Raw genomic sequence first — 26,898 nt, 5'->3', positions numbered from 1 at the left:
ACTGATCTCCATGAACGAACGACCGACTGCGCTGGTCACAGGCGCTTCGCGCGGGATCGGCGCGGCCGTGGCCGAGGCGCTGGGCCCCACGCACCACGTGATACTCAACGGCCGCGACGAGGAGTCGCTGGCCGCCGTGGCGGCCGGGCTGCCCGACGCGCGGGTCTGGCCGGCGGAGCTGACGGCGGTCACGGAGGCGGACGTCGCCGGGATCGAACGGCTCGACGTGCTCGTGCACTCCGCCGGGATCAACCGGATGGGCCGGATCGCCGACCTGACCGCCGCCGCGTGGCGCGAGACGCTGGAGGTGAACGTCGTCGCGGTCGCCGAGCTGACCCGGCTGCTGCTGCCCGCCCTGCGCGGGGCCGGGGGACACGTGGTCTGCGTCAACTCGGGTTCGGGGCAGCGGGCCAACCCCGAGTGGGGCGCCTACGCGGCCAGCAAGTTCGCGCTGAAGGCGTTCGCCGACGCGCTGCGGCTGGAGGAGCCGCGGCTGAGGGTGACGACCGTCTACCCGGGCCGGACGGCCACCGACATGCAGCGCGAGCTGCGTAGCTACGAGGGCGGCGAGTTCGAGCCCGAGAAGTACCTGACGCCGCAGAGCGTGGCGCGGGCCGTGCTGGCCGCCGTCACCGCGGGCCCCGACGCCCACCTCACCGAGCTGACCCTCCGTCCCAGGGGAGGGCCTGTCAACTGAATGGATCCATTCACTACAGTGGGGCCATGCTTGAACCACTCGCGCACATAGGACGGGATCCGGCGACCGGGGGCTACGTCAGGGACGCCTGGTCGGCCGCTGACATGGAGCTACGCGAGTGGTTCGCGGGCGAGGCCGGGAGACGGGGGCTGGACCTGCGCGAAGACCGCAACGGCAACCTCTGGGCATGGTGGGGCGACCCTTCCGGCCGCCCCGGCGTGGTGACCGGGAGCCACCTCGACTCCGTACGGCAGGGCGGCGCGTACGACGGTCCGCTCGGGGTCGTGTCGGCCTTCGCCGCCCTGGACCTCCTGAGGGAGCGCGGGACCACACCGTCCAAGCCGGTCGGCGTGGCCTGCTTCACCGACGAGGAGGGCGCCAGGTTCGGGGTGCCGTGCATGGGGTCGAGGCTGCTCACGGGCGTGCTGGCGCCCGAGCGGGCCCTCGCGCTCACGGACGACTCCGGCGACACGCTGGCCGACGTCATGACGAAGGCCGGGCGGGCGCCGTACGAGCTGGGGCGGGACGACGAGACGCTCGCGACGGTCGGCACGTTCGTGGAGCTCCACGTCGAGCAGGGGCAGGCGCTCGTCCACGAGGGGCGGCCGGTGGGCGTGGCCGCGGCGATCTGGCCGCACGGACGCTGGCGCTTCGACTTCCACGGCCGGGCCGACCACGCGGGCACCACCCGGCTGGCCGACCGGGACGACCCGATGCTGCCGTTCGCCCGCATGGTGCTGGCCGCCCGCGCGGCCGCGGCGCGCCGCGACGTGGTGGCCACGGTCGGCAAGATACGCGTCTCGCCGGGCAACGCGAACGCCATCCCCGGCCTGGTCTCCGCCTGGCTCGACGCCCGCGGGGCGGACGAGGCCGCCGTGCGCGCCCTCGTCGCCGAGCTGACCGAGGAGGCGGGGGCCACGGTGCGGGAGGAGTCGTGGACGCCGGTCGTCGACTTCGACGTGCCGCTCAGGGACCGCCTGGCCAGGGTCGCGGGAGGCGACACGCCCGTGCCCGTCCTGCCGACGGGGGCGGGTCACGACGCGGGGATCCTGGCCTCGGCGGGCGTCCCGAGCGCGATGTTGTTCGTCAGGAACCCCACCGGCGTGTCCCATTCCCCCGACGAGCACGCCGAGCGGGCAGACTGCGAGGCGGGAGTCGTCGCACTCGCGGACGTGCTGGAGGACCTGTGCCGCTGACCTACTGGTGCGAACAGGCCTGGCTCCCCGGCGGAGTCGCGGAGAGCGTGCTCATCGAGGTCGAGGGCGAACGGATCGCGAGCGTCGGCCAGGGCCCGCCCGGCACGGCCGAGCGCCTGCCGGGGATCACCGTTCCCGGCCTGGCCAACGCCCACTCCCACGCCTTCCACCGCGCGCTGCGCGGCACCGCCCAGGAGGGCAAGGGCGACTTCTGGACCTGGCGCGAGCGGATGTACGAGGTCGCGGCGGCTCTGGAGCCCGACTCCTACCTCCAGCTGGCCAGGGCCGTCTACGCCGAGATGGCGCTGGCCGGGGTGACCTGCGTGGGCGAGTTCCACTACCTGCACCACGGGCCGGACGGCCGCCCGTACGACGACGCCAACGAGATGGGCCATGCGCTGGTCCGCGCGGCCCGCGAGGCGGGCCTGCGCATCGCGCTGCTCGACACCTGCTACCTGACCGGCGGCATCGGCGCCCCGCTCACCGGCGCGCAGCTGCGCTTCACCGACGGCGACGCCGAGCGCTGGGCGGTCAGGGCCGACGACCTGGCGGCGGCCTACGAGGGGCAGCCCGACGTGGAGATCGGCGCGGCCATCCACTCCGTGCGCGCGGTGCCGCCGGAGCAGATGCCGGTCGTGGCCGAGTTCTCCCACCGGCACGCGGGCCCCCTGCACATGCACGTGTCCGAGCAGCCGGCCGAGAACGCCGCCTGCGTGGAGATGTACGCGGCGACGCCGGTCCAGGTGCTGCACGAGCGGGGCGCCCTGGGCCCGCGTTCGACCGCCGTGCACGCCACCCACCTGACCGACGTGGACATCGAGCTGATCGCCCAGTCCGGCACGCACATCTGCATGTGCCCCACCACCGAACGCGACCTCGCCGACGGCATCGGCCCGGCCAGGGCGGCGGCCGACCGGGGCGCGCAGATCACGCTCGGCTCCGACAGCCACGCCGTGATCGACCTGTTCGAGGAGGCGCGCGGGGTCGAGCTGGACGAGCGGCTGCGCAGCGGCAAGCGCGGCAACTGGAGCGCAGCCGACCTGCTCGCCGCCGCGACCGTCAACGGCCACGCCTCCCTCGGCTTCCCCGACGCGGGGCTGCTGGTGCCCGGCGCGTGGGCCGACCTGGTGTCGGTACGGCTCGACTCCGTACGGACCGCGGGCGCGGGCGGGCCGGAGGCCGTGGTGTTCGCGGCCACGGCGGCGGACGTGCACTCGGTGGTCTCCGGCGGCCGCCGCGTCGTCACGGACGGGCGGCACCGGCTCGGCGACGTCGGATCCCTGCTGGCAGAGGCGATACGGAGGGTGAGATGAGCACGACGCTGATCGACGGGATCGGCTCGCTGTACACCGGCGACCCCGAGCGCGAGGAGATCCCCGACGCGGCGCTGGTCGTGGCGGACGGCCTGGTCGCCTGGGCCGGGCCCGCCGCGGAGGCCCCCGACGCCGACGAGCGGGTGGACGTCGAGGGCCGCGCCGTCATCCCCGGCTTCGTGGACAGCCACGCCCACCTGATCTTCGCCGGTGACCGGACGGCCGAGTTCCAGGCCCGCATGTCCGGCGAGCCGTACACCGGGGGCGGCATCAGGACCACGGTCGCCGCCACCCGGCAGGCCGGCGACGCCGAGCTGGCCGCCCACGCGCGTGCGCTGGTGGACGAGATGCTGGCCCAGGGCACCACGACCGTCGAGATCAAGAGCGGGTACGGCCTGACCGTCGAGGACGAGCGGCGCTCGCTGGAGATCGCCGCCGGGCTGACCGGCGAGACCACGTTCCTGGGGGCGCACGTCGTGCCCGCCGGCATGGACGCCGACTCCTACGTGCGGCTGGTCGCCGGGGAGATGCTCGACGCGTGCGCCCCGCACGCCAGGTGGGTCGACGTGTTCTGCGAGCGCGGGGCCTTCGACGGCGACCAGACCCGCGAGATCCTGGGCGCCGGGCTCAAGGCGGGGCTGGGGGTGCGGGTGCACGCCAACCAGCTCGGGGAGGGGCCCGGCGTGCGCATCGCCTGCGAGCTGGGCGCCGCCTCGGCCGACCACTGCACCCATCTGACGCCGGCCGACGTGGACGCTCTGGCGTCGTCGGACACGGTGGCGACGCTGCTGCCGGGGGCGGAGTTCTCGACGCGGTCGCCGTACCCGGACGCCCGGCGGCTGATCGACGCGGGGGCGACCGTGGCGCTGGCGACCGACTGCAACCCGGGGTCGTCGTTCACGTCGTCGATGGCGTTCTGCGTGGCGCTGGCCGTACGCGAGATGCGGATGACGCCGCTGGAGGCGATCAGGGCGGCGACGTACGGCGGGGCGCGCGCGCTGCGCCGTACGGACGTAGGCTGGCTACGGCCCGGGGCCCGTGCGGACCTCGTCGTGCTCGATGCCCCCTCCTATGTACACCTTGCCTACCGGCCCGGCGTCCCCCTCGTTCACCAGGTGTTTCGCGGCGGTCTCCTCCTTTAGGAGGACATCCAGAACCATCCCAGCGACGTACTGCTTTAGGGAATCTTTGCGTCTGGCCGCACGTTGGCCGGATATAGAACGCAGCTGCGGAACGAGGTGCCAGGGGATGGCAAGGCCTACGGGGAGTCGCACGCAGGAGCAGCACATCGCTGAGCGCGATCTGCTGGGGACATATCTGGCCGAAATCGGCCGGGTCCCGCTGCTCACGGCGGAGGAAGAGGTTGAGCTCGCCAAGCGGATCGAGGCGGGTCTCTTCGCCGAGCAGCTGCTCGACAGTGGGGGCTCGGAGCCGCGCATCGGGGACGCGGCCGACGAGGAGCTGGAGCGCCTGGCCATCTCCGGCCAGCGGGCGAAGGACGAGTTCATCCAGGCCAACCTGCGCCTGGTGGTGGCGGTGGCCCGGAAATACTCGGGGCGGGGGATGCCCCTGATCGACCTGGTGCAGGAGGGTAACCTGGGGCTGGTCAGGGCGGTGGAGAAGTTCGACTACCGGCGGGGGTACAAGTTCTCCACGTACGCGACGTGGTGGATCCGGCAGTCGGTGGGGCGTGCCATCCACGAGCAGGCCCGCCCGGTGCGCCTGCCCACGCACGCGGGGGAGCAGATGACGCGGCTGATGCGGGTCCGCCGCGACATGCTGGCCGAGTTCGACGCCGAGCCCACGGACGACGATCTCGCCGAGATCCTCGACCTGCCGATCGAGCGCGTACGCGAGCTGCGGCGCTGGGCCTCCGACCCGGTCTCGCTCCAGCTCGGGGTGGGCGACGAGGACGAGACGGAGCTCGGCGACATGATCGCCGACGAGACGTGGGCCGATCCCGAGCAGCAGGCCATCGACATCCTGGAGCGCGAGCGGCTGGACCAGTGGCTGACGGGGCTAGAGGGCGACACCAGCGAGATGCTGCGGTGGCGGTACGGGCTGGTGGACGGGCGCGAGCACACGCTCACGGAGGTGGGGGAGCGCTACGGCATCGGCCGCGACCGCGCCCGCCGCATCGAACGCGACGCCCTGGCCCGCCTCCGCAAAATGGCCACCGCCGCCGCCTGACCGGCCCCATCCGGGGCCCGCGGGTTGCCCGGGTTGCCCGCCGCGGTGGGCGCCGGGCCCCCGCCGTACCACGCCCCGCCGACGCGGCGCCTGGGAATGGCGGGCGCGGGAGGGCGTGGTGGTGTGGCACGTCGGTCGTAACGACGCTTGGCCGGGGATACTGTCGTCGCGGGCGTCGACCCTGGTGCGTGGTGCGCCGGAGCGGTGCCGCCGCGCTTTGTTGCGCCGCGTCGGTAGGTCGGTGTGCGGTGGAGCCCGGTGCCTTCGACGGCGGACGGCCCGCGTTGGCCGAGGCGCTGGACTTCAGTGCTGGAGGATGCGGCGGAGGAACTCTTCGACGGCGGCCACCGCGGTGGTGTGGTCGCCGCCGCGGGCCACCATCAGGGCGCTCTCGTTGACGGCCGCCAGCAGCATGTGCGCGTGCAGGTCCAGGAACTCGGCCGGCACCGCCCCCGTGGCCCCCAGCGCCGCCTTCAGCATCCCGAACGAGTAGCGCTCCTCCATGGCCCGCCACCGTTCCCAGCCCATCACCGCGGGCGCGTCGATGAGGACGATGCGCTGGATGACCGGGTCCCCGGCGAGTGAGATCCAGGCCAGCACGCCGGCGCGGAGAGCCGCCGCCGGGTCGGTGATGCCGCGGACGGCTGCCAGGATCTTGCCGCCGATGGCCGACTCCGTGGCCTCCAGCACCGCCTCGAAGAGGGCGTCCTTGCCGGCGTAGTGGTGGTACAGCGCCCCCCGGCTCAGCCCCGACTCCTGCAGCACCACCTCGATGGAGGTGTCGTCGTAGCCCCGGTCGGCGAACAGCCGCGTGGCGATCGCCAGGACCCTGTCGCGGGTGGCCGCGCCGCGTTCCGCCTTGAGGTTCATGGACCCACTGTAGACAAACCGACCGTCAGTCGGTAATTTCGTAGACCGACAGTCGGTTTGTAATCTTCCCGAGGAGGGTCCCATGGAGGGCATCAGCTACGTCGACGTGGGGGACGGGCCGGCCAGCCTGTTCGTGCACGGCGTCGGCACCAGCTCGTACCTGTGGCGCAACGTCATCGCCGCGTTCCGCGACGAGCGCCGCTGCGTGGCCATCGACCTGCCGTTGCACGGCGGCAGCGCCCCGCGTGACGACCTGTCCATCCCGGCGCTGGCCGAGGCCGTCGAGGAGCTGTGCGAAGGGCTCGGGCTCGCCGAGGTGGATCTCGTCGCCAACGACACCGGCGGCGCCGTGGCCCAGGTCTTCGCCGTACGCCACCGCGAGCGCCTGCGTACGCTCACTCTCACCAACTGCGACGTCCACACCAACACCCCGCCCGAGGCGTTCAAGCCGACGGTCGACCTGGCCGCCAGGGGCGAGCTGGCCCCGCTCACCGCGCTCGTCCTGGACCAGCCGGAGCTCCTGGCCCAGACCGCGTACGGCGAAGGCTACGAGCGGATCGACGATCCGGCGGCGCTGGTGGAGGCGTACCTGCGGCCGATCTTCGCCAAGCCCGATGGCGGCCGTGCGTTCGAGCGCCTGCTGACCTCCATCGACGCCAAGGACATGATCGCCATCGAGCCGCAGCTCACCGTGCTGACCGTGCCGACGCTCCTGGTCTGGGGCACGGGAGACGCGTTCTTCGACGTGAGCTGGGCACGGTGGCTGCGGGACACGATCCCCGGCGTCAAGGAGATCGTCGAGATCGAGGGCGGGCGGCTGTTCTTCCCCGACGATCGGGCGGATGAGCTGGTGCCGCATCTGAGGCGGTTCTGGGCGCAGCCGTAAGATCGCCCCATGTATCTGGAGGCCGTGCGGCGCTACCCCGTCAAGTCGATGCTGGGGGAAGAGCTGACCGAGAGCGAGGTCACCGAGCGCGGGCTGGCCGGGGACCGCACGCGGGCGGTGCTCGACGTCGCCACCGGGAAGATCGCCAGCGCCAAGAACCCCCGCCTCTGGCGCGGCCTGCTCACGATCGAGGGAGCCGGGGTCCCCGGCGACGAGGAGCTGTCGACGCTGCTCGGACGCGAGGTGCGGCTGATCGACGTGCCTCCGGAGGGCGCCGTGTTCGAGCGTTCGGTGCCGGAACGGGTGCTGGCCGAGGGCATCGAGGCGGAGGTCCCCCACACCGTCGGCACGCTCGGCGGCGCCTCGCCCGCCGGGACGTTCTTCGACTTCGCCCCGATCCACCTCATCACGACCTCCGCAATCGCGCGGATCGGCGCGCTCGGCCCGCGGGGCACCGTCGAGGCCCTCCGCTACCGGCCCAACCTGGTGATCGGGACGGAGGCGGAGGGGTTCGTGGAGAACGACTGGGTGGGACGCGAGCTGCGCATCGGTGACGAGGTGGTGCTGGCGGTGATCGTGGCCAGCCCGCGCTGCGCGGTGCCGACGCTCGAACACGGGAGCCTCGGGCGCGATGCCGACGCGCTGCGCACGGTGGCCAGGCACAACCGGGTGCCCGTGTTCGACATGGGGCCGCAGCCCTGCGCTGGGGTGTACGCGCGAGTGGTGCGGCCCGGGAGGGTCAGGAAAGGCGACCGGGTACGCCTGACGCGGCCTACGACGCCAGCGGCGTGAGGTACTTGTCCAGGTCGTCCAGGATCTTGCCGGCCGCCGTGACGCCGATTCCGGTCATCCAGATCTCGTCGTCCACGTTGTGCGCGTTGTCCGACTTGACCGCGCCGAGGTTCTTCCACAGCGGCCCGCCGGTCACCGTGGTCTGCGACTTGACGGCCGCCTCCCCGTACGCGGTGTAGAAGATCGCGTCGGCGTCCGCCTGGGCGATGTTCTCCTGGCTCAGCTTGCCGAAGCGCTTGTCTGCCTGGTCGGCCAGCTTCTGCGCCTCGGGCCGCTGGATGCCCGCGTCGCCCACCACGATGCCGCTGAAGGACTCGGGCCCGTACATGCGGATCTCGGTGGGCATGAACCGCACGATGCTCACCTTCAGCTTCGAGAACTTCGCGCCCACCTCCTTGGCCCGCGTCTCATAACCCGACAGCAGCTGCTGGGCCTGGTCCTTCTTGCCCAGCGCCTCGGCGTCGAGCAGGAAGTTGTCCTTCCAGGTGATGCCCACCTTCTCGGTGAACACGGTCGGCGCGATCTTGCTGAGCTTGTCGTAGAAGGCCTCCTGCCGGAACTTGCTGCCCAGGATGAGGTCCGGCTTGAGCGCCATGATGGCCTCGATGCTGGGGGCCTGGGTGGTGCCGACCGCCTTGGTGGCAGACAGGGCCGAGCCGAGGTAGGCGGGCCACTTCTGGTTCTGGGACGCCTGCGCCGCGCCGACGGGCGCGAGGCCGAGCGAGACCATCGTGTCGAGCTTGTCCGTGTCGAGCACCACCACCCGCTTGGGGGTCATCGGCACCTTCGTCTCGCCCATGGCGTGCTTGACGGTCCGGGTCGGTCCCGCCTCCTGCGAGGGCGTGGAAGTGCCGCAGGCGGCGAGGGCGAGGACGGGGAGCATGGCGGCGACGGCCAGGCGAAGACGCATTCGGCATTCCTTGATCGAAGGTTAGGCAAACCTAAGTATCTCACGCCTGATATTGCTGAGCCGAAATGGGAGGAGTGAGAACACCGAAACGCGTCCGAAACACCAGTGTGGCGAGATTCACGAATGTGAAACACGCCTGGTCGAGTCATGAAACCCCGGACGAACACGCTGTGGCCACACGTCACATGTAAGGAGGGTCGCGTCGTGAAGATCGATAGCGGCACCACAGCCTGGATGCTCGCGGCCACCGCGCTGGTGTTGCTGATGACTCCGGGTCTCGCTTTCTTCTACGGGGGCATGACCAGGGCCAAGAGTGTCCTGAACATGATGATGATGTCGTTCGGCGCCATCATCACGGTCACCATCGCCTGGGTGCTGTTCGGACACTCGCTGGCGTTCACCGACAACCCGAGCTCGGCGATCAACAACGTGGTCGGCGGCTTCGACGCACTCGGCCTGCAGAGCCTGGTGGACACGGCCACCAAGGACGACGGCACCGGCATGCCGAGCCTGGTCTTCTCCGCCTTCCAGCTGACCTTCGCCATCATCACCGTCGCGCTGATCAGCGGCGCGATCGCGGACCGGGCGAAGTTCGGGGCGTGGATCCTCTTCTCCATCCTCTGGGCGACGATCGTCTACTTCCCGATCGCCCACTGGGTGTGGGGCACCGGCTGGCTCAACACGATGGGCATCGAGGACTTCGCGGGCGGCACGGTCGTCCACATCAACGCCGGTGCCGCGGGCCTTGCCCTGTGTCTCGTGCTCGGCAAGCGCACCGGCTGGCGCAAGGAGCCGATGCGGCCGCACAACCTCCCGTTCGTGCTGCTCGGCGCGGGCCTGCTGTGGTTCGGCTGGTTCGGCTTCAACGCCGGCTCCGAGCTGGCCGTCGACGGCACGGCCGGCCTGGCGTTCATGAACACCCAGATCGCCACCGCGGTCGCCGCGGGCGCCTGGCTCGTCGTGGAGAAGATGCGCGACGGGCACGCCACCAGCCTCGGCGTCGCCTCCGGCGCGGTCGCCGGCCTGGTCGCCATCACTCCCGCCTGTGGTTTCGTGGACCCGTGGGCCGCGATGCTCATCGGCCTGCTCGCCGGTGTCCTCTGCGCCTACGCCGTCGGCCTGAAGTACAAGCTCGGCTTCGACGACTCCCTCGACGTGGTCGGCGTGCACCTGGTGGGTGGCGTCATCGGCGCCGTCTCGCTCGGCTTCCTGGCCGCGTACCCCTTCCTCGACCAGCAGAGCAAGGGCCTGTTCTACGGCGGCGGATTCGGCCAGCTGGGCCTGCAGGTGCTCGGCCCGGTCGCGGTCGGCGGCTACTCCTTCGTCATCACCTGGGTTCTCGGGAAGATCATCGACAAGACGATGGGCTTCCGGATCGCCGTCGACGACGAGCGCACCGGCATCGACGTCACCGCGCACGCCGAGACGGGGTACGACCTCGGCACGGTCTACGCCTCCGGCGTGACCTCCCCCAACGGGCCCACCGCCCCGGCAGCTAAGAAGGTGGACGCATGAGGCTCATCACCGCGATCATCAAGCCCTTCAAGCTCGATGACGTGAAGGCCGCACTGGAGCAGTTCGGCATCAAGGGAATGACGGTCAGCGAGGCGAGCGGCTACGGCCGCCAGCGCGGCCACACCGAGGTCTACCGCGGCGCCGAGTACCAGGTCGACCTGGTGCCGAAGGTCCGCCTGGAGGTCCTCGCCGAAGAGGATGACACCGAGGACGTGATCGACGTCATCGTCAAGGCGGCGCACACCGGCAAGATCGGCGACGGCAAGGTCTGGTCCGTCCCGGTGGACACCGTCGTCCGTGTTCGCACGGGAGAGCGGGGTCCTGAGGCCCTGTGACCCGGCGGGGCTCGGCCGAAACGACGGATCCACGGCGACGCCCGGACGACGGCGTCCGGGCTGAGCCCAGCAAAGGGCTCGGCAAGGGGGCACAGCATTGAGGGGAGAGGCCCGTTCGTACGCCGCGGCCCGCAAGGAGCGGACCGCGGACACCGACCGCTGGCTCAAGGATCTCTTCCGCACGGCGAGCGACGGCGACCACGTCTCACTGGTCGCCGTCGGGAGCCTCGGGAGGGGCGAACTGGCACCAGGCAGCGACCTCGACCTGGTCCTGCTGCACAACGGCCGGGCCGACGTGGCCAGGATCGCCGACCGGATCTGGTATCCGGTCTGGGACTCCGCGGTCAACCTCGACCACTCCGTGCGGACGGTCGAGGAAGCGGTGACCGTCGCCAGGAAAGACCTGAAGGCCGTGCTCGGCCTCATCCAGGCCCGGCACGTGGCCGGCGACGCCGAGCTGACCAAGAAGGCCAGGGAAGCGGTGCTGGCCGAGTGGCGGGCCGACTCCCGGCGCCGCCTCGGCGAGCTGCGTGACGCGGCCGACAAGCGGGCGCAGGTGAGCGGCGAGCTGGCCTTCCTGCTCGAACCCGACCTCAAGGACGGGCGCGGCGGCCTCCGCGACGTCCAGGCCATGCAGGCGGTGGCGGCCGCCTGGGTCGCCTCGGCGCCCGGCCCCAGGGCGCGCGAGGCGTACGAGTTCATCCTCGACGTGCGGCACGCGCTGCACGTCGTCACCGCCCGCGGCACCGACCGGCTGGTGCTGCAGGAGCAGGACGCCGTGGCGGGGGTGCTCGGCCTGCTCGACGCCGAGGCGCTCATGCGCAGGCTCGCCGAGGCGGGCCGTACCATCTCCCACGCCTTCGACGGCACCTGGCGCACCGTTGACAGGCTCGTGTCAGGCCCCGCTCCCCGAGGCCGCCGCCCGCTGGCGGACGGCGTGGTCGAGCACGGCGGCGAGGTGGTGCTCGCCAGGGGGATCGACCCGCGCAAGGACCCTGTGCTGGTGCTGCGCGCCGCCGCCGCGGCGGCCGACTCCGGGCTGCCGCTCGCTCCCGCGACGGTGTCCGTGCTCGCAGCTCAGTCGCCTCCCATGCCGGTGCCGTGGCCGGAGGAGGCACGCGACTCGCTGGTGTCGATCCTCGGCGCGGGCCGCGCCGCCGTGCCCGTGTGGGAGGAGCTCGACCAGGCGGGCATCCTTGTCAAGTTGCTTCCTGACTGGGAACGCGTACGCCACCGTCCCCAGCGCAACCCGATCCACCGCTTCACGGTCGACCGTCACCTGATCGAGGCCGCCGCGAACGCCGCCAGCCACACGCGCGAGGTCTCCCGTCCCGACCTCCTGCTGATCGGCGCGCTCCTGCACGACGTCGGCAAGGGCTGGCCGGGGGACCACTCGGCGACCGGCGAGGTCGTGGTCCGCGACATCGCCACCCGCATCGGCCTGCCCGCGCAGGACGTCGACACCCTCGCCACCGTCGTACGCCACCACCTGCTGCTGCCCGAGACCGCCACCCGCAGGGACCTCGACGACCCCGTCACGATCGAGAAGGTCGCCGCCACCGTCGGCACCCGTGAGGTCCTCGACCTGCTGGCCGCGCTCGCGGTCGCCGACGGCAACGCGACCGGGCCGGCCGCCTGGAACAGCTGGAAGGCCGGGCTCGTCGCCGACCTCGTGCGCCGGGTCAGGTCCGTGCTGGCCGGCTCGCCGCCGCCCAAGCCGCCGACCCTGTCGGCCGACCAGACCGCGCTCGCCCGGCACGGCGGCGGTGCCGTCCGCGTCAACGGCGGAGCCGTCACGGTCGTCGCCCCCGACCGGGTGGGACTGCTCTGGAGCGCCGCCGGCGTGCTGTCCGCGCACCGGCTCATCGTGCGCTCCGCCTCGTCCGCCTCCGCGGGCTCCACCGCGGTGATCGAGTTCTCCGTCATCCCCGAGTACGGCTCCCCGCCCGACCCCGCGACGCTGGAGTCCGATCTCCGTCTCGTCCTTGCTGGCCGTCTTGACATCGAGCAGCGGCTGGCCCGCCGTGCGAGGGCCATGCGGCCGCCCCGGGTACCTGTGGCTCCACCTCGGGTGACACTGGTCGACGACGCCTCCGCGACCGCCACCGTGGTGGAAGTCAGGGCCCATGACAGGCCGGGGCTTCTGTGGCGTATCGGGCGGGCGTTCGGCGAGTGTGGTCTTGACGTGAGGGCCGCTCGCGTGGAGACTCTCGGCGCGGAGGCGGTGGACGTCTTCTATGTCGTGGATCGCGCCGGTCGCCCCCTCAGCGATGCCGCGCAGAGGGCACAAGTCCGCGATCAAGTCCTGGCCGCACTGCGATAACCAACAGCACACGACTACCGGTCACATGTGTAACGATTGTGTCCGAAATGCCCGGTAAGTCAGAACCTGCGGATACCTTGTGGACGGCTTGAAGGCCCGTCGGGGACGGGACGATTGAGGGGTAGCGGAAGCAGTGACGGGGAACTCCGACAGCGGCCCAGCCGTGAAGCGGGACCGCGTAAAGCGGCCACTGCCACGCCTGGGCCTGAGAAACTGGCGCGTACGGTGGCGGCTCACCGCCCTGATCCTGGTGCCCACCATGGCCGGCGTCGTGCTCGGGGGAGCGCGAGTCGTCGGATCGGTGCAGAGCATCGGCGACTACGACCGCACGGCGACCGGGGCGGAGCAGGCGGCCCATATCCGCGACCTGCTGCAGGCGATCGGGCTGGAGCGTGACACGGGCGGCTGGATCGGCGCCAACCGTGCCATGCGCAAGAAGCTCGCCCAGCCGCTCGCGCAGCGCAAGGCCGCGGTGGACACGCTCGTCAAGACCGTGAACGCCGACCTCGACACGATCGACGACTCGTACGGCCCCCGCATCGTGAAGGCCGCCCAGCAGGTGAAGTACGACCTGGGCCGGCTGCCGAGGATCCGCGCCGAGGGCCAGACCGAGACCATCCGGTACGACTTCCTCACCGACACCCTGCTCAAGCTGCACGACGAGCTGAGCCTGCTGTCCGAGGACCCGCAGATCATCGGCCAGTTCCGCGCGCTGAGCGCGCTCGCCGCGGCCAAGGAGGAGGTCTCCCGGCAGCGCGTCCAGCTGCTCCAGGCCTCCTACGACAGCGCGCGCGTGGACGCCAAGGAGGTCGAGCAGTTCATCGCCTCCAACGCCCGCGAGCAGAGCGACATCTCCCAGGTCGGCGCGGAGGCCGGCGTCGAGGTCGGGCTCCAGCTGTCCAAGGCGCTCACCTCGCAGCCCGAGTACGTCAACGTCCAGCTCACCAAGGCGCGCGCGGTCACGCTGGCCAGCGGCCGGGCGCCGGGCGTGCGGATCAGCGACAACCTGATCTCCGCCAACGGCAGCCGCGAGCAGTGGTTCAACGAGAACTCCGTGGCCGTCGACGTGCTGCACGGCATCGAGGAGGAGCTGGCCGGCCAGGTGAGCCTGCGCAGCAAGGAGCTGCGCGAGTCCGAGATCCGCAACGCGATCGTCGCGGGGATCCTGATCCTGGCGCTGCTGCTGCTGGTCCTGCTGCTCACCGTGGCGATCGCCCGCTCCATGGTCACCCCGCTGCGCCGGTTGCGTACCGAGGCGCTGGAGGTGGCCGGCTTCCGGCTCCCCGACGTGGTGCACCGGCTGCGGGCCAGCGGTGACGCGTCCGTCGGCGAGGTACGGCCGATCGAGGTCGACGGAAACGACGAGATCGGCGAGGTCGCCAGGGCCTTCGACCAGGTGCACCAGCAGGCGGTGCGGCTGGCGGGCGAGGAGGCCGATCTGCGCAGCAACATCAGCTCGATGTTCGTCAACCTCTCGCGCCGCACCCAGACGCTGGTCGAGCGGCAGATCTCGCTGATCGACGGCCTGGAGAAGGGCGAGCAGGACGGCACCAGGCTGGCCGACCTGTTCAAGCTCGACCACCTGGCCACCCGCATGCGCCGCAACTCCGAGAACCTCCTCGTCCTGGCCGGCCACGAGGCCACCCGCCGGCGTAGCCAGCCGGCCAAGCTGGTCGACGTCGTACGCGCCGCGCTGTCGGAGGTCGAGGGCTACGAGCGCGTCCAGGTCAAGGTGCACCGGGCCACCTCGGTGCTCGGCAGCGCCGCGAACGACCTGGTCCACCTGGTCGCCGAGCTGGTCGAGAACGCCATCCAGTTCTCCCCGAGCAACACCCAGGTCGTCGTCACCAGCAGCCTCATCGAGGGCGGCGGCGCGCTGCTGTCGGTGAGCGACACCGGCATCAGCATGACCGAGGAGGAGCTGGCCGAGGCCAACCGCCGCCTGGCCGAGCCGCCCGTCGTGGACGTGTCGGTCTCCCGGCGCATGGGCCTGTTCGTGGTCGGCCGCCTGGCGCTGCGTCACGGCATCCGGGTCCAGCTCAGGCGGGGCGAGGGCGCCGGCCTGATCGCGATGGTGCTGCTCCCGCCCACGCTGATCGTCGACGGCACGCAGCAGCAGCCGCTGCCGCAGCGGCCCGCGTTCGGCGGCGGCACGGTGCCCACCCCGGCCGGCCCGCCCCTGCAGAACGGGACGTTCAAGTCGTTCGGCAGCTTCGACTCCTTCGACGGTGGCCGGCGTCCCAACGGACCCGCTCCCAGGCACGGTTTCCAGACTTCCGAGAGCACGCCGCCGGGACCGCGCTCGTTCGACAGCGGGCCGTACCATTCGGACCCCGGCAGGGCGGGCGTGAACGGATTCACCGCCGACACCGACGGCGGCTCCTACCGCAGGCAGCCATCCTCGTTCGACTCCAACGTCTACCCGTCGCTCCCCAGCACGGGCTCCTACCCATCCGGAAATGGCGCGTTCCAGACGCCTCCGCCGCCCCAGTCGTACGCCACGAACGACGTGCGCCGGCCCGACCCGACGCCCTCGGTCGAGGTGTCGCCGATGGAGCCGGAGCAGGAGGAGTTCCTGCCGATCTTCGCGGCGGTGGAGTCCGCCTGGTTCCGCAGGCCGCCGGAGGAGGCGGCGCCGCAGGTGACCGGAGATGGTGAGGACAAGCCCTCGCAAGCCGTACCCTCTGGGGAGGAAGCGTGGCGAACGGCGGCCGACGCCGGTTGGCGCGCGGCGGCCGCTGCCGCCGAGCCCAGCCTCGGCGGCATGACCGCCGCCGGGCTCCCGAAGCGCACCCCCAAGGCCAATCTGGTTCCCGGTACGGCGAACCAGCAGGCGCAGCCGCAGCAGCCGCAGCGGCCGGCTCCGATGCCGCCCGTTTCGGCGGATCGGATGCGCAGCCGGATGGCCAGCTACCAGCAGGGTGTGCGACGGGGCCGCCAGGAAGTACGTGGACAGGAGGAACAGAGTGAGTGAGCGTCCCGCCGGGGAGGATGCGTGACAACCCTTAGCCACGAGGCGAACAGGTTCGACTGGCTGATCACCGACTTCGTGCGTAACACGCCCGGAGTCGCGCATGCCGTCGTCGTATCGGCCGATGGCCTGTGCCTGGCCGCCTCCGAAGGCTTTCCGCCGGACCGGGCCGACCAGCTCGCCGCGGTCTCCGCGGGCCTGCTGAGCCTGACCGTGGGAGCGTCCAGGGTGTTCGAGGGCGGCTCTGTGACGCAGACCGTCGTCGAGATGCAGCGCGGCCTGCTCATCGTCATGGCCATCAGCGACGGCTCCGTGCTGACGGTGCTCGCGGGCCCGGACTGTGACATGGGCCTGGTGGCGTACCAGATGACGCTGTTGGTGGACAGGGCCGGGCAGGCGCTCACGCCGGCCCTGCGGGCTGAACTCCAGGCCGCCAGGACCCGGTGATGTGATGGAACTGATGGGAGAGGGCCGTGTACGGCGTTGACGGAGCTGGGGACGAAGAGCCCCTGTTCCGTCCTTACGCGGTGACGGGCGGCCGATCCGAGCCGCGCTATCACCTCGCGATGGAGACGTTGATCTCGTCGATGTCGATCCCGGACGACGAGATGGCCATGCTCACCCCCGAGCAGGAGGCCATCATGCAGTTGTGCAGGTCGTTCCGGTCGGTCGCCGAGATCTCGGCCCTGCTCCGCGTCCCGCTGGGCGTGGCCAGGGTGCTCGTGGCGGACATGTCCGACGAAGGACTCGTCCGCCTGCACCAGCCACGCCTCAGCCAGGGACAGCCTGACCTCAACATGCTCGAAAGGGTGCTCAGTGGACTACGCAGGCTCTAGCCCCGGGCTGACGTCGACGAAGATCGTCGTCGCCGGTGGGTTCGGCGTCGGTAAGACGACGTTCGTGGGGGCGGTGTCCGAGATCCTCCCGCTCACCACAGAAGCGGTGATGACGGACGCGTCCGCGGGCATCGACGACCTCGGTCTCACCCCCAACAAGCAGACCACGACGGTGGCCATGGACTTCGGCCGCCTCTCGCTCGACCGCGACCTGATCCTCTACCTGTTCGGCACGCCCGGGCAGCACCGGTTCTGGTTCATGTGGGACGACCTCGTCCGCGGCGCCATCGGCGCGGTCGTGCTGCTCGACACCCGCCGGCTGGCCGACAGCTTCCCCGCCATCGACTACTTCGAAGAGGCGAAGCTGCCGTTCGTGATCGGCGTCAACGGCTGGGACGGGCAGTTCCCGCACGCCGAACAGGAGGTCAGGGAGGCGCTCGCGCTGTCGCCGCACGTGCCGATCGTGCGTACCGACGCCCGCAACCGCGAGTCGGTCAAGGCGACGCTGATCTCGCTGGTGGAGCACGTCGTGCGGCTGCGTGCCGCACCCGTGCGCTAACCCCAGGGGACGCTCTCCAGCGAGTTGAGCACCGGCACCAGTTGCTCCTCCTCGTAGGCGAAGTGGGCCTCCATCTCGCCGGCGATGCGTTCCAGCGTCGCCGGCCCGGGGGCCTCCCGCAGCTCGGCGACCAGCCCGGCGATCACCGCGTGCTCGGCGCGCAGCCGGTCGAGGGGCTCCTTCAGCTCGGGGAAGAGCTTTTCCAGGTGCGGGAACGCCACCCGGTCCTCGCCGTTGTGGTGGAACGTCATCGCGTCGCAGAAGGCCAGGCAGTGCGCCCGCAGGTCGCCGGCGGGCGCCCCTTGGCGGACCTTGGCCAGCTCGCCCCTGAGGTAGTCGTGGATCCTGGCCAGCTCGTCCCCGAACGCCTCCAGCCGCTCGCGCTCGGGGTACAGCGCGATGACCGGGATGACGCGCTCGGTGTTCTGCTGGTACGTGGCGAAGGCCGGGTTGATCGCGGCCTGGCGGGCGTACAGGCGGTCGCGCTCCTCGCCTTCGAGCGGCACTGCCCGGGCCGCGAACCGGTCCTCTCCCAGCTCGACGATGACCCGCGGGTTGGCGAGCACGTTGTGGTACCAGGCCGGGTGGGCGGCGCCGCCCGCGTTGGAGGCGAACACCAGGACCCGCTCGCCGTCCCGCAGGTAGACGGCAGGGTTGGTGCGCCGCCGGCCCGTCTTGGCGCCCGTGGTGGTGAGCAGCACGAGAGGCGCGCCCTCGAACATGCCGCCCACCTTGCCGCCGTTCGCCCGGAACTCCTCGATCACCTGCTGATTGAAATCGGTCACGTCATATCCTTGGACGAGGCTTCGTATTTGCTTTGCAAGCAAAGCTAATTTAGACATCAAGGTGTTCGACATGTCAACAGACGGCTTGAGCGTGGACGACGGGATCAGGACGCTGCTGCTGCTGATGCCGCGGATGGTCGGGCGGGCCAAGCGGCTGGGGGTGCCCCCTGAGCTGCAGTCGTTGTCCCTGGCGCCCCGGCACCTGTCGCTGCTGGCCTACCTGCTGTTCGACGGGCCGACGACGGTGAACGAGCTGGCGGCCCGGCTGGAGGTGGCGCCCGCGACGGTCAGCCTGATGGTGGGGGACCTGAGCAGGAAGGGCGTGCTGGACCGGCGCGAGGACGACGCGGACCGGCGCCGTACGATCGTGAGCATCGCGGACCGGCACCAGGAGTCGATCAACGAGTGGCTCGGCTACGGCGCCAAGGCCTGGCGCGAGGCCCTGGAGCCGCTCACGCCGGAGCAGCGGCGGATGTTCGTGGACACCCTGATGGCCTACGAAAAGGCCCTATCAGGCTGATCGGCGGTTTATCAGGGCCTCGACGCCGTCGAGGACGCGCTGCAGGCCGAACTCGAAGGCGTGCCCCGGGCTGTAGGCGGCGTTGAGCGCCTCGCCCGCCGCCTGGCCGACGCGCGCGGCCGTGGGGTAGCGGGCGGCGTCGGCGATCCGGCTGAGGAAGGGCGCGTGCGCGGCCCACCACTGCTCGTCGGTCATTCCCGTCAGGCTCTCGGCCTGCGCCGCCTCGACCGCGCCGCGCGCCGCCCCGTGCACGAACCCGGCGACCAGCGTGATCACCGAGTCCATCTCCAGGTCCGTCAGCCCGATGCCGTCCACGGCGCGCAGGTCGTAGTCGTACTTGGCGGTGACGTTGGGCCCGAGCACCGGGCGGCTCGACGCCACCTGCAGCAGCCACGGATGGCGCAGGTAGAGGGCCCAGTTCTCCCTGGCGATCTGCTCCAGCCGGCCCCGCCAGCCCCCGGGCACGTCCTGCGGCTTGGCCGTCTCGCCGTAGACGGTGTCGAGCATGACGTCGAACAGCTCGGGTTTGCCCGGCACGTACGTGTAGAGCGACATCGTCCCGACACCCAGCCGCTCGGCCACACGGCGCATGGACAGCGCCGCCAGCCCCTCGGCATCGGCCACCTCGATGGCCGCGCGCACGATGCGGTCGACGCTCAGCTCGGGCTTGCCCTTGCGGCTGACGCGCTCGCTGGTGCGCCAGAGCAGCGCCAGGCTGCGCGCGGGGTCGCCCTTTCCCGGGTACTCAACGGTCACATCCGTACGGTACACCGTACGGTTGCTGTCTCGAACCGTATGCTGTACGGTACAGCGTACGGAATCAAGGGAGGGGACACGCATGCCGGCGGTGCTCGCGCAGGACCTGCGCAAGAAGTACGGCGAGAAGGCGGCGCTCGACGGGATCGACCTCGACGTGGGCCGGGGCACGGTCTACGGCCTGCTCGGCCCCAACGGCGCGGGCAAGACCACGACCGTCCGCATCCTCACCACCCTCCTGCGCGCCTCGGGCGGCCGCGCGGAGGTGGCGGGGTTCGATGTGGCGACCCAGCCCCGGCAGGTACGCCGCAGCATCGGCCTCGTCGGCCAGCACGCCGCCGTGGACGAGATCCTGACCGGGCGGCAGAACCTGGAGCTGTTCGGCCGCCTCCACCACCTCGGCCCGTCGCGGGCCCGGGCCAGGGCGGACGAGCTGCTGGAGCGGTTCGGGCTGGACCACAAGGGGCCGGCCAAGGAGTATTCGGGCGGCATGCGGCGCAGGCTCGACCTCGCGGCCAGCCTGATCCTGGCGCCGCCCGTGCTGTTCCTCGACGAGCCGACGACGGGGCTGGACCCGCGCAGCCGCACGGAGATCTGGCGCGCGGTGCGCGACCTCGTCGCCGGCGGCACCACCGTGCTGCTGACCACGCAGTACCTGGAGGAGGCCGACCAGCTCGCGGACCGGATCGCGGTGATCGACGCCGGCCGGGTGGTGGCCGAGGGCACGCCGGACGAGCTCAAGTCCAAGCTCGGCGGCGACCGGCTCGACGTGGTGATCCACGACCCGGCGCGGCTCGACGAGGCCGCCGGGATCGTCCGCGGTGCGGCCTCGGGGCCGGCCGAGGTCGATCGGGACACCAGGCACGTGAGCGCGCCGGTGGGCGACCGGGTGCGGGCGCTCACGGAGGCGCTCGCGGGCCTGGCGGCCGCCGGGATCGAGGCCGAGGACGTGGCGGTGCGCCGCCCCACGCTCGACGAAGTCTTCCTGAACCTCACCGACCGCCGAGGGGGCGCCGTATGAGATGGGCTCTGGCAGACGGCTGGACCGTCGCCCGCCGCGACCTGATCCACTGGGCGAACCAGCCGATGACGGTGGTGTTCGGGATCCTCTTCCCCGTGGTGATCACGCTGGCCTTCGGCTATCTGTTCGGCGGCGCGGTCAAGGTGCCCTCGGGGGCCGACTACTTCGCCTTCCTCATGCCCGGCATGTACGGCATGACGATGCTCTTCGGTCTCAGCGCCACCATGATGGCCGTCGCCACCGACGTCTCCAAGGGGGTCACCGACCGCTTCCGCTCGATGCCCATGGCGCCTTCGGCCGTGCTGATCGGCCGGGCCGTGGCCGACCTGCTCAACTCGGTCCTGATCCTGGGCGGACTGCTGGTCTGCGGCCTGGCGGTGGGCTGGCGGCCGTCCTCGTTCCCGGGCGCGCTGGCCGCCGTGGGCCTGCTGCTCCTGCTGCGCTTCTCGCTGCTCTGGGTCGGCATGTACCTGGGGCTGCTGCTCAGGGATCCGGGCGGCGTGGTGGCGATCCAGGTGCTGGAGTTCCCGGTCGGCTTCCTGTCGAACGCCTTCGTCGCCCCTGACACGATGCCGGGCTGGCTGGGCGCGATCTCGGAGTGGAACCCGCTGTCGTCCACGGTGGCGGCGGCCAGGGAGCTCTTCGGGAACCCCGGCTGGGGCGGCGACTCCTGGGTGGCCCAGCACGCCGTCCTGATGGCGGTGATCTGGCCGGTGGTGATCACCGCCATCTTCTTCGTCCTGTCGGTACGCCTTTACCAGCGGCTCGACCGGTAGGGCGTCACGTCACCCGGTCGGTGAGGAGGGCGATGGAGCGCTGGGCCGAGCGGATGCGCCGGATCCGCTCCTCGTCCTCCCCGCCCAGCTCCAGCCCCTCCTCCGCGATCTCCCCGAACGCGGCGAACGAGGCCAGCCGCTGCCGCACGACCTTCTCGAAGGCGTCGTCCTCGATGCGGTAGTACGTGGTGCGCTCGCTCGGCCGGGTGCGCCGCCGGACGAGGCCGATGGAGGTCAGCAGGCGCAGGTTGGACGTCATGGACGCCCGGCTGGCCCCGATCGCGTCGGCGATCTCGCCGGCGGACTGCTCGGCGGGGGTGCAGATCAGCAGCCAGCCCAGCACGCGCCCGGTGATGGGCGCCAGGCCCCAGGCGTCGCCGCAGAAGGTCGCCACGCGCTCGACCCACTCGAGCGTCCGCTCGCGGTCGTCGGAAGGAGCCATGGGTTCAGTTTAGGCTGAAACAACTGTCACCCATGCCACCTCGATCGCCGGGCCTCAGCGCGGGATCCAGTCCTTCCACACGATCTTGTTGTCCCGCACCCACCGCTCGGCGGCCTGCTCGGCGGTCATCTTCTCGTTGATCATGTCGCTGGCCACGGAGTTCTGGTCGTCGTTGGTCCAGGTGAAGTTGCGGACCAGCTCGTACGCCTTGCCGCCGGTCTGCGCGAACTTCTTGCTGACGATCTTGTCCAGCAGGTACGGCGGGTAGTCGCACGCGACCCGCTTGGCGTCGTCGTCGCAGCCGAGGGCGTAGGGCGGCAGCGCCACCTTGACCAGTTTGACCTTGGTGAACAGCCATTGCGGCTCGTAGAAATACAGCAGCAGCGGTGTCCGGTTCTTGGTGGCGAACTCGGCCGCTTTGATCAGCGCCGCCTCGCTGCCCGAGTAGACGACCTTGTAATTGAGCCCGAGGTTCTTGATGAGCACCTCGTCATTCGTCACGAACGTCGGATCTCCGTCCAGAACCTGTCCGGCATTTCCGGTTTTGTCGGTCCGGAAAAGGTGCGCGTACTTATTGAGGTTTCGGTAGTCCGTAATGTCGGGGTATTTCTTCACCATCCACTCGGGGACGTACCACCCGATGATGCCCTGGTTCCCCGTGAGCCCGGCCGACAGAGCGACCCTCTTCTGCTCGATGAACTTCTTTTTCAGGTCGTTGTGACCCCAGTTCTCGACGATCACATCGACCTTGCCGTCCTCGAAATCCTCCCAGGAATCGCTCTCCTTCATGGGCCGCTTGTGCACCGAGTAACCCAGCTCGTGTTCGAGCAGGTACGCCAGCACGGCGGCCTGGGCCTCGTACCCGACCCAGCCGTGGATGTCGATGTTGACGACGCCCTTCGACACCTTGGCGGAGCCGGGCTCCTCGCCGGAGCAGGCGGTCGTCAGCAGCAGGGCCGCGACCAGCGGCCCGACGAGCTTGTTCGTTCGCAACATGAGGGTCTCCCGGTGACCGCGGCCCCGCCCGGGGCCGCGGTCAAGAGGGCGTCACTTGGGGATCCAGGCCTGCCACTTGGCGGTGTTGGCCTCGATCCACTTCTTGGCGGCCTGCTCGCCGGTCAGGCCGTTGTTGGTCATGTCGTTGGCGACCGCGTTCTGGTCCTCGTTGGTCCAGCTGAAGTTCTTGACCAGCTCGTACGCCTTGCCGCCGGTGTCCGCGAACTTCTTGCTGACGATCTTGTCGAGGTCCATCTCCGGGTAGTCGCAGGCGACCTTCTTGGGGTCGGCGTCGCAGCCGTCGGTCCAGGCCGGAAGGTTCACGCGGACCAGGTCCACCTTGTCGAAGAGCCAGTGCGGCGTCCAGAAGTAGAACAGCAGCGCCTTCTGCTGCTCCTGCGCCTGCGTGGCGGACTTGAGCAGGGCCGCCTCGCTGCCGCCGGTGACGACCTTGTAGTTCAGCTTCAGGTTCTTGACCAGGGCCTCGTCGTTGGTGACGTAGCTGGGGTCACCGTCGAGGAGCTGGCCCTTGCCGCTGGACTCCGAGGTCTTGAACAGGGAGGCGTACTTGTTGAGGTTCTTGTAGTCGGTGATGTCCGGGTACTTGTCGGCCATCCACTTCGGTACGTACCAGCCGATGATGCCCTTGTTGCCGGTGGAGCCGGCCTCGGCCGCGACCTTCTTCTCCTCGATGAACTTCTTCTTCAGGTCCGGGTGGCCCCAGTTCTCGATGATGACGTCGACGTCGCCGGTCTCGAAGCCCTCCCAGGCGAGCTGCTCCTTGATCTCGGGCAGCTCGACGTTGTAGTGGAGCTCGTTCTTCAGCAGGTACGCGACGACGTTCGCGCTGGCCTCGTAGCCCACCCACGGGTTGATCGCGATCTTCACGGTCCCGGTGGCGGCGCTCGATCCGGAGGCCGCCGGGGCGGCGGAGGAGCTGGGAGAGGTCTCGACCTTGGCCCCGCCGCAACCGACAGCGGCGAGTCCAAGGGCGAGGAGGCCTGCGAGCAGGCGAATCTTCATGTGGATTTCCTTTTTCGGGGGGAGGGGCGCCTGTCGGCGCCCTGCGTGATGCGGTCGAGCATGACGCCGAGCAGCACGGTCGCGATGCCGGCCACGAAGCCCATGCCGAAGTCGGGTCGCTGGGAGAATCCGACGACCACGTCGTAGCCGAGGGCCCCCGCCCCGACCAGACCGCCGACGACCACCATGGCCAGCGTCATCACGATGCCCTGGTTGGCCGCGAGCAGGATCGCCCGCCTGGCCATGGGCAGCTGCACCTTCCACAGGAGCTGGCCCGAGGTCGAGCCCGCCGAGGTGGCCGCCTCGACGACCGTGGCGGGCACGCCCTTGATGCCGTCCTCGACCAGCCGCACCACCGGCGGCACCGCGTAGATGACGGAGGCGAAGATCGCCGTGAACCGGGTGGTCTCGAACAGCGCCAGCGCCGGCAGCAGGTAGACGAACGCCGGCATGGTCTGCGCGGCGTCGAGTATGGGCCGCTGCACGGCCGAATATCGCGGCGAGCGGGCCGCGGCCACGCCGAGCAGCAGGCCGGCGACCAGCGTGACGAACACCGCGACGACGACCGTGGTCAGCGTCTGCATGGTGTGCTCCCAGACGCCGAGCAGCGCGATGGCCAGCAGGCAGACGAGCGCCGTCAGCGCCGCGCGTACCCCGCTCACCCGCCAGGCCACGGCCAGCACAGCCAGGGCGACCAGCCACCACGGGGACGAGGTGAGCAGCGTCTCCAGCGGGTTGAGCAGGACGCCGGTCGTGAGGTCCTTGATGAACGTGGTCACCCCGTACCAGCTGGTCTCGGCCCAGCGGACGGCGTCGTTCACCTCGGCCACGAAGTTGACCGTGAGGCCGTCCGGCCACGTCCTGGGCAGCACGGGGATGAGCGCGACCCCGGCCACCGCCAGCACTCCGGCGGCGACGAGATCGACCGGGCTCAGCTTCGTGTGCGGCTCACGGTGGGCGATCGCCATCATGGTCCGGTCGAGCAGCACCGCCATGATGACGATGGCCACGCCCGCCGGGAGCATGATGCCGACCTGCGCCCGCGACAGGCCGCGGATGATGTCGCCGCCCAGGCCGGGCGCGGAGATCAGGTTGGCGATGACGACCATGGACAGGGCCATCATGATCGTCTGGTTGACCGCCAGCGCCATCGTCGACCTGGCCAGCGGCAGGTAGACCTTGAACAGCGTCTGCCGGCCCGTCGCGCCCAGCGAGCCGGACGCCTCGACGGCCGTGGGCGAGACCTCGGAGATGGCCAGCGCGGTGATCCGGATGGCCGGGGGGATCGAGTAGATCATCGTCGCGATGGCCCCGGCCGGGGCGCCGATGTGGAAGAACAGCGCGAGCGGCGCCAGGTACGCGAACGTCGGCATGATCTGCATGACGTCCAGCACCGGCGTGATCACCCGCCGGACGCGGCCCGAGAGCCCGGCCCAGACGCCCAGCGGGATCCCGATCGCCAGCGACAGCAGCACCGAGACCGCGACCAGGGCCAGCGTGTCGACGCTCGACTGCCAGAGCCCCAGGAAGCCGAACGCGCTCACCCCCGCCACCGCGGCCAGCCCGATCCGCCAGCCGCCCGCCAGCCAGGCCAGCGCGCCCATGACGCCGGTGATGCCGGGCCAGCCGAGCGCGTACAGGACGGACTGGAAGAGGCCGTACAGCCAGCCCACGAAGAGCCGGATGTAGTTCAGGAAATACAGGAAGAGCGGGTTGTCGTTGCGGTGGTCGTCGATCCACTCGCGCAGGTCGGTGACGGCCAGGAACTGCGGCGCCTCCTTGTCGTGCGGCAGCGTCGCCGTGCCGCGGAAGACCAGGTACGCCACCACGAAGAGGACCGCCACCCCGGCGGGGAGCGCCCACCTCGGCAGCTTCAGCCGGGAGGAGGGCGTGGTGACCACGGTGGAGCTCATGCCTTCACCGTGACGTCCGCGCCGGACAGGAAGGTCAGCAGGTCAACGCGGTCCACGACGCCCATGAGGTCGTCGCCGTCCACCACCCTGATGGGGCGGGAGGAGGCGGACGAGGCGCCGATGGCGTCCATGATGAGCGTGGTGGCCGGGAGGACGGGCCCGTCCAGCGGCTCGCCGGGCTCGGGCTCGCGGCAGATCCAGCGCAGCGTCAGCACGTGGCTCCTGGGCACGTCGCGGACGAAGTCGGCCACGTAGTCGTCGGCGGGCGCGCCCACCAGCTCCTCCGCGGTGCCGAGCTGCACGATCGAGCCCGCCCGCATGATCGCGATCCGCTCGCCCAGCTTCAGCGCCTCGGACAGGTCGTGCGTGATGAACACCATCGTCTTGCCGACTTCCCGGTGCAGGCGGATCACCTCGGCCTGCATGTCGCGCCTGATCAGCGGGTCGAGCGCGCTGAACGGCTCGTCGAACAGCATCACCTGCGGGTCCACGGCCAGCGCGCGGGCCAGGCCGACGCGCTGCTGCATGCCGCCGGAGAGCTGGTCGGGGTAGGCGTCGGCGTAGCCGTCGAGGCCGACGAGGGAGAGGATCTCCGCCGCCCGCGCGTGCCTGGCCGCCTTGGCGGTGCCCTGGATCTCCAGCCCGTACGCCACGTTGTCGATCACCTTGCGGTGCGGCAGCAGGCCGAAATGCTGGAAGACCATGCTGACCTGGTGGCGGCGGATCTCGCGGAGCCGGGCGGGGGAGGCGCGGCCGATGTCCTCGCCGCCGATCCTGATCTCGCCCGCGCTGGGCTCGATCAGCCGGGTGAGGCAGCGTACGAGGGTGGACTTGCCGCTGCCGGACAGGCCCATGACCACGAAGACCTCGCCCGGTCGCACCTCGAAGCTCACGTCCCTGACGGCGGCGGTGCAGCCGGTCTTCTCTCTCAGTGCGGCCTGGTCGAGATGCCTGTCCTCGCTGTCCAGGACTTTCTGCGCCCTGGATCCGAAGATCTTCCAAAGGCCCTCAACAGTGATGGCCGCGCTGTCGGGAGAATCCCCCACCCTCGCCTCCTTCTTTGACCGCCACAACATATGGCGCGATTAACGGAAATCTCAACGCCGTGACACTCCAGAGACCTCCATGCTCCTGTGGTGTTATGGGATTGGAACGTACTAAAGCCCCACATAGGGACATTCAACTCTTTAAAGGGTTATTTCCCGCTTTCCGATCATGAATCATGGAGCTCCAGGTTTTGGCACTTGAGTCACACGAGTCGCTTTTTGTAGCG

General features: G+C 70.6%; 26 protein-coding genes. 17 read left to right on the top strand and 9 right to left on the bottom strand.

Annotated elements, in window-relative coordinates; translation table 11 throughout:
* Positions 1–10 precede the first annotated feature (10 nt).
* From ACWEPL_RS06160 to ACWEPL_RS06140, 5 genes are all read left to right on the top strand, one after another.
* Entirely contained in the window at positions 11–697 is a 687-nt protein-coding gene (locus tag ACWEPL_RS06160) for an SDR family oxidoreductase (RefSeq protein ID WP_363962862.1), read from the top strand.
* Between the two features lie 26 nt (positions 698–723).
* A complete protein-coding gene (locus ACWEPL_RS06155) occupies positions 724–1,893 on the top strand; it encodes an allantoate amidohydrolase (protein WP_452435363.1) in 1,170 nt (389 codons plus the stop codon).
* Positions 1,884–3,206 (top strand): formimidoylglutamate deiminase, encoded by a 1,323-nt coding sequence (locus tag ACWEPL_RS06150; RefSeq protein WP_452435362.1) that lies wholly within the window; start codon positions 1,884–1,886, stop codon positions 3,204–3,206. The genes ACWEPL_RS06155 and ACWEPL_RS06150 overlap by 10 nt, the downstream gene beginning before the upstream one ends.
* Complete coding sequence (gene hutI, locus ACWEPL_RS06145) at positions 3,203–4,348, top strand: imidazolonepropionase (protein WP_363962865.1); 1,146 nt, start codon at positions 3,203–3,205, stop codon at positions 4,346–4,348. Before ACWEPL_RS06150 ends, hutI begins: the two co-directional genes overlap by 4 nt.
* Positions 4,349–4,454: 106 nt before the next feature.
* On the top strand, positions 4,455–5,396 hold the full coding sequence (locus ACWEPL_RS06140; protein ID WP_192790669.1) for a sigma-70 family RNA polymerase sigma factor: 942 nt from the start codon (positions 4,455–4,457) through the stop codon (positions 5,394–5,396).
* A gap of 303 nt (positions 5,397–5,699) precedes the next feature.
* Here ACWEPL_RS06140 and ACWEPL_RS06135 read toward each other — a convergent pair whose 3' ends face one another.
* The gene (locus ACWEPL_RS06135) at positions 5,700–6,266 is read right to left on the bottom strand and encodes a TetR/AcrR family transcriptional regulator (RefSeq protein WP_350730190.1); all 567 of its coding nucleotides are present in this window, start codon (positions 6,264–6,266) and stop codon (positions 5,700–5,702) included.
* Between the two features lie 82 nt (positions 6,267–6,348).
* On the opposite strand from ACWEPL_RS06135, the gene ACWEPL_RS06130 reads away from it, so the two are divergent.
* A complete protein-coding gene (locus ACWEPL_RS06130) occupies positions 6,349–7,152 on the top strand; it encodes an alpha/beta fold hydrolase (RefSeq protein ID WP_452435361.1) in 804 nt (267 codons plus the stop codon).
* Between the two features lie 9 nt (positions 7,153–7,161).
* The gene (locus tag ACWEPL_RS06125) at positions 7,162–7,944 is read left to right on the top strand and encodes an MOSC domain-containing protein (RefSeq protein WP_452435360.1); all 783 of its coding nucleotides are present in this window, start codon (positions 7,162–7,164) and stop codon (positions 7,942–7,944) included.
* Here the strand turns inward: ACWEPL_RS06125 and ACWEPL_RS06120 are convergent.
* Positions 7,925–8,854 carry an ABC transporter substrate-binding protein gene (locus tag ACWEPL_RS06120; protein ID WP_452435359.1) on the bottom strand — a complete coding sequence of 310 codons (930 nt, stop codon included), beginning with the start codon at positions 8,852–8,854 and terminating at the stop codon, positions 7,925–7,927. The genes ACWEPL_RS06125 and ACWEPL_RS06120 overlap by 20 nt on opposite strands.
* 204 nt (positions 8,855–9,058) lie before the next feature.
* Between ACWEPL_RS06120 and ACWEPL_RS06115 the strand changes: the two genes are divergently transcribed.
* The 7 genes from ACWEPL_RS06115 (at position 9,059) to ACWEPL_RS06085 (ending at position 17,393) form a co-directional block, all read left to right on the top strand.
* Positions 9,059–10,369 carry an ammonium transporter gene (locus ACWEPL_RS06115; protein WP_363962868.1) on the top strand — a complete coding sequence of 437 codons (1,311 nt, stop codon included), beginning with the start codon at positions 9,059–9,061 and terminating at the stop codon, positions 10,367–10,369.
* A complete protein-coding gene (locus ACWEPL_RS06110; protein ID WP_185071480.1) occupies positions 10,366–10,704 on the top strand; it encodes a P-II family nitrogen regulator in 339 nt (112 codons plus the stop codon). Before ACWEPL_RS06115 ends, ACWEPL_RS06110 begins: the two co-directional genes overlap by 4 nt.
* A gap of 97 nt (positions 10,705–10,801) precedes the next feature.
* Positions 10,802–13,027 carry a [protein-PII] uridylyltransferase gene (locus ACWEPL_RS06105; protein WP_350730202.1) on the top strand — a complete coding sequence of 742 codons (2,226 nt, stop codon included), beginning with the start codon at positions 10,802–10,804 and terminating at the stop codon, positions 13,025–13,027.
* Positions 13,028–13,190: 163 nt separating this feature from the next.
* Positions 13,191–16,001, top strand: a complete 2,811-nt coding sequence (locus ACWEPL_RS06100; protein WP_452435358.1) for a nitrate- and nitrite sensing domain-containing protein — start codon at positions 13,191–13,193, stop codon at positions 15,999–16,001.
* Between the two features lie 21 nt (positions 16,002–16,022).
* Positions 16,023–16,445, top strand: coding sequence for a roadblock/LC7 domain-containing protein (locus tag ACWEPL_RS06095; protein ID WP_185071483.1), 423 nt, complete (start codon positions 16,023–16,025; stop codon positions 16,443–16,445).
* Between the two features lie 26 nt (positions 16,446–16,471).
* Positions 16,472–16,834 (top strand): DUF742 domain-containing protein, encoded by a 363-nt coding sequence (locus ACWEPL_RS06090; RefSeq protein ID WP_185071484.1) that lies wholly within the window; start codon positions 16,472–16,474, stop codon positions 16,832–16,834.
* Positions 16,815–17,393, top strand: coding sequence for a GTP-binding protein (locus ACWEPL_RS06085; RefSeq protein WP_185071485.1), 579 nt, complete (start codon positions 16,815–16,817; stop codon positions 17,391–17,393). Before ACWEPL_RS06090 ends, ACWEPL_RS06085 begins: the two co-directional genes overlap by 20 nt.
* Here ACWEPL_RS06085 and ACWEPL_RS06080 read toward each other — a convergent pair.
* Positions 17,390–18,178, bottom strand: a complete 789-nt coding sequence (locus tag ACWEPL_RS06080) for a nitroreductase/quinone reductase family protein (protein WP_452435357.1) — start codon at positions 18,176–18,178, stop codon at positions 17,390–17,392. The two genes, ACWEPL_RS06085 and ACWEPL_RS06080, sit on opposite strands and share 4 nt — an antisense overlap.
* 70 nt (positions 18,179–18,248) lie before the next feature.
* Between ACWEPL_RS06080 and ACWEPL_RS06075 the strand changes: the two genes are divergently transcribed.
* Positions 18,249–18,698 (top strand): MarR family winged helix-turn-helix transcriptional regulator, encoded by a 450-nt coding sequence (locus ACWEPL_RS06075; RefSeq protein WP_363962871.1) that lies wholly within the window; start codon positions 18,249–18,251, stop codon positions 18,696–18,698.
* On the opposite strand, the gene ACWEPL_RS06070 is transcribed toward ACWEPL_RS06075, so the two are convergent.
* The gene (locus tag ACWEPL_RS06070) at positions 18,690–19,454 is read right to left on the bottom strand and encodes a TetR/AcrR family transcriptional regulator (protein ID WP_363962872.1); all 765 of its coding nucleotides are present in this window, start codon (positions 19,452–19,454) and stop codon (positions 18,690–18,692) included. The genes ACWEPL_RS06075 and ACWEPL_RS06070 overlap by 9 nt on opposite strands.
* Before the next feature lie 82 nt (positions 19,455–19,536).
* Between ACWEPL_RS06070 and ACWEPL_RS06065 the strand changes: the two genes are divergently transcribed.
* Complete coding sequence (locus tag ACWEPL_RS06065) at positions 19,537–20,475, top strand: ATP-binding cassette domain-containing protein (protein ID WP_350730211.1); 939 nt, start codon at positions 19,537–19,539, stop codon at positions 20,473–20,475.
* On the top strand, positions 20,472–21,251 hold the full coding sequence (locus ACWEPL_RS06060) for an ABC transporter permease (RefSeq protein WP_452435356.1): 780 nt from the start codon (positions 20,472–20,474) through the stop codon (positions 21,249–21,251). The genes ACWEPL_RS06065 and ACWEPL_RS06060 overlap by 4 nt, the downstream gene beginning before the upstream one ends.
* Before the next feature lie 4 nt (positions 21,252–21,255).
* Here the strand turns inward: ACWEPL_RS06060 and ACWEPL_RS06055 are convergent, their stop codons facing one another.
* The 5 genes from ACWEPL_RS06055 to ACWEPL_RS06035 are packed head-to-tail and all read right to left on the bottom strand — an operon-like array spanning position 21,256 to position 26,701.
* On the bottom strand, positions 21,256–21,693 hold the full coding sequence (locus tag ACWEPL_RS06055; RefSeq protein ID WP_452435355.1) for a GbsR/MarR family transcriptional regulator: 438 nt from the start codon (positions 21,691–21,693) through the stop codon (positions 21,256–21,258).
* 54 nt (positions 21,694–21,747) lie between these two features.
* Entirely contained in the window at positions 21,748–22,689 is a 942-nt protein-coding gene (locus tag ACWEPL_RS06050; protein ID WP_363962875.1) for an ABC transporter substrate-binding protein, read from the bottom strand.
* Between the two features lie 51 nt (positions 22,690–22,740).
* Positions 22,741–23,712 (bottom strand): ABC transporter substrate-binding protein, encoded by a 972-nt coding sequence (locus ACWEPL_RS06045; protein ID WP_350730217.1) that lies wholly within the window; start codon positions 23,710–23,712, stop codon positions 22,741–22,743.
* A complete protein-coding gene (locus ACWEPL_RS06040) occupies positions 23,709–25,625 on the bottom strand; it encodes an ABC transporter permease (protein ID WP_452435354.1) in 1,917 nt (638 codons plus the stop codon). The genes ACWEPL_RS06045 and ACWEPL_RS06040 overlap by 4 nt, the downstream gene beginning before the upstream one ends.
* Entirely contained in the window at positions 25,622–26,701 is a 1,080-nt protein-coding gene (locus tag ACWEPL_RS06035) for a quaternary amine ABC transporter ATP-binding protein (RefSeq protein WP_452435353.1), read from the bottom strand. Before ACWEPL_RS06035 ends, ACWEPL_RS06040 begins: the two co-directional genes overlap by 4 nt.
* Positions 26,702–26,898 lie beyond the last annotated feature (197 nt).

The sequence above is a fragment of the Nonomuraea sp. NPDC004186 genome, from assembly GCF_053603495.1.
Note: the sequence above shows the minus strand (reverse complement) of the source record. Positions and strands in the feature narration are given on the sequence as shown.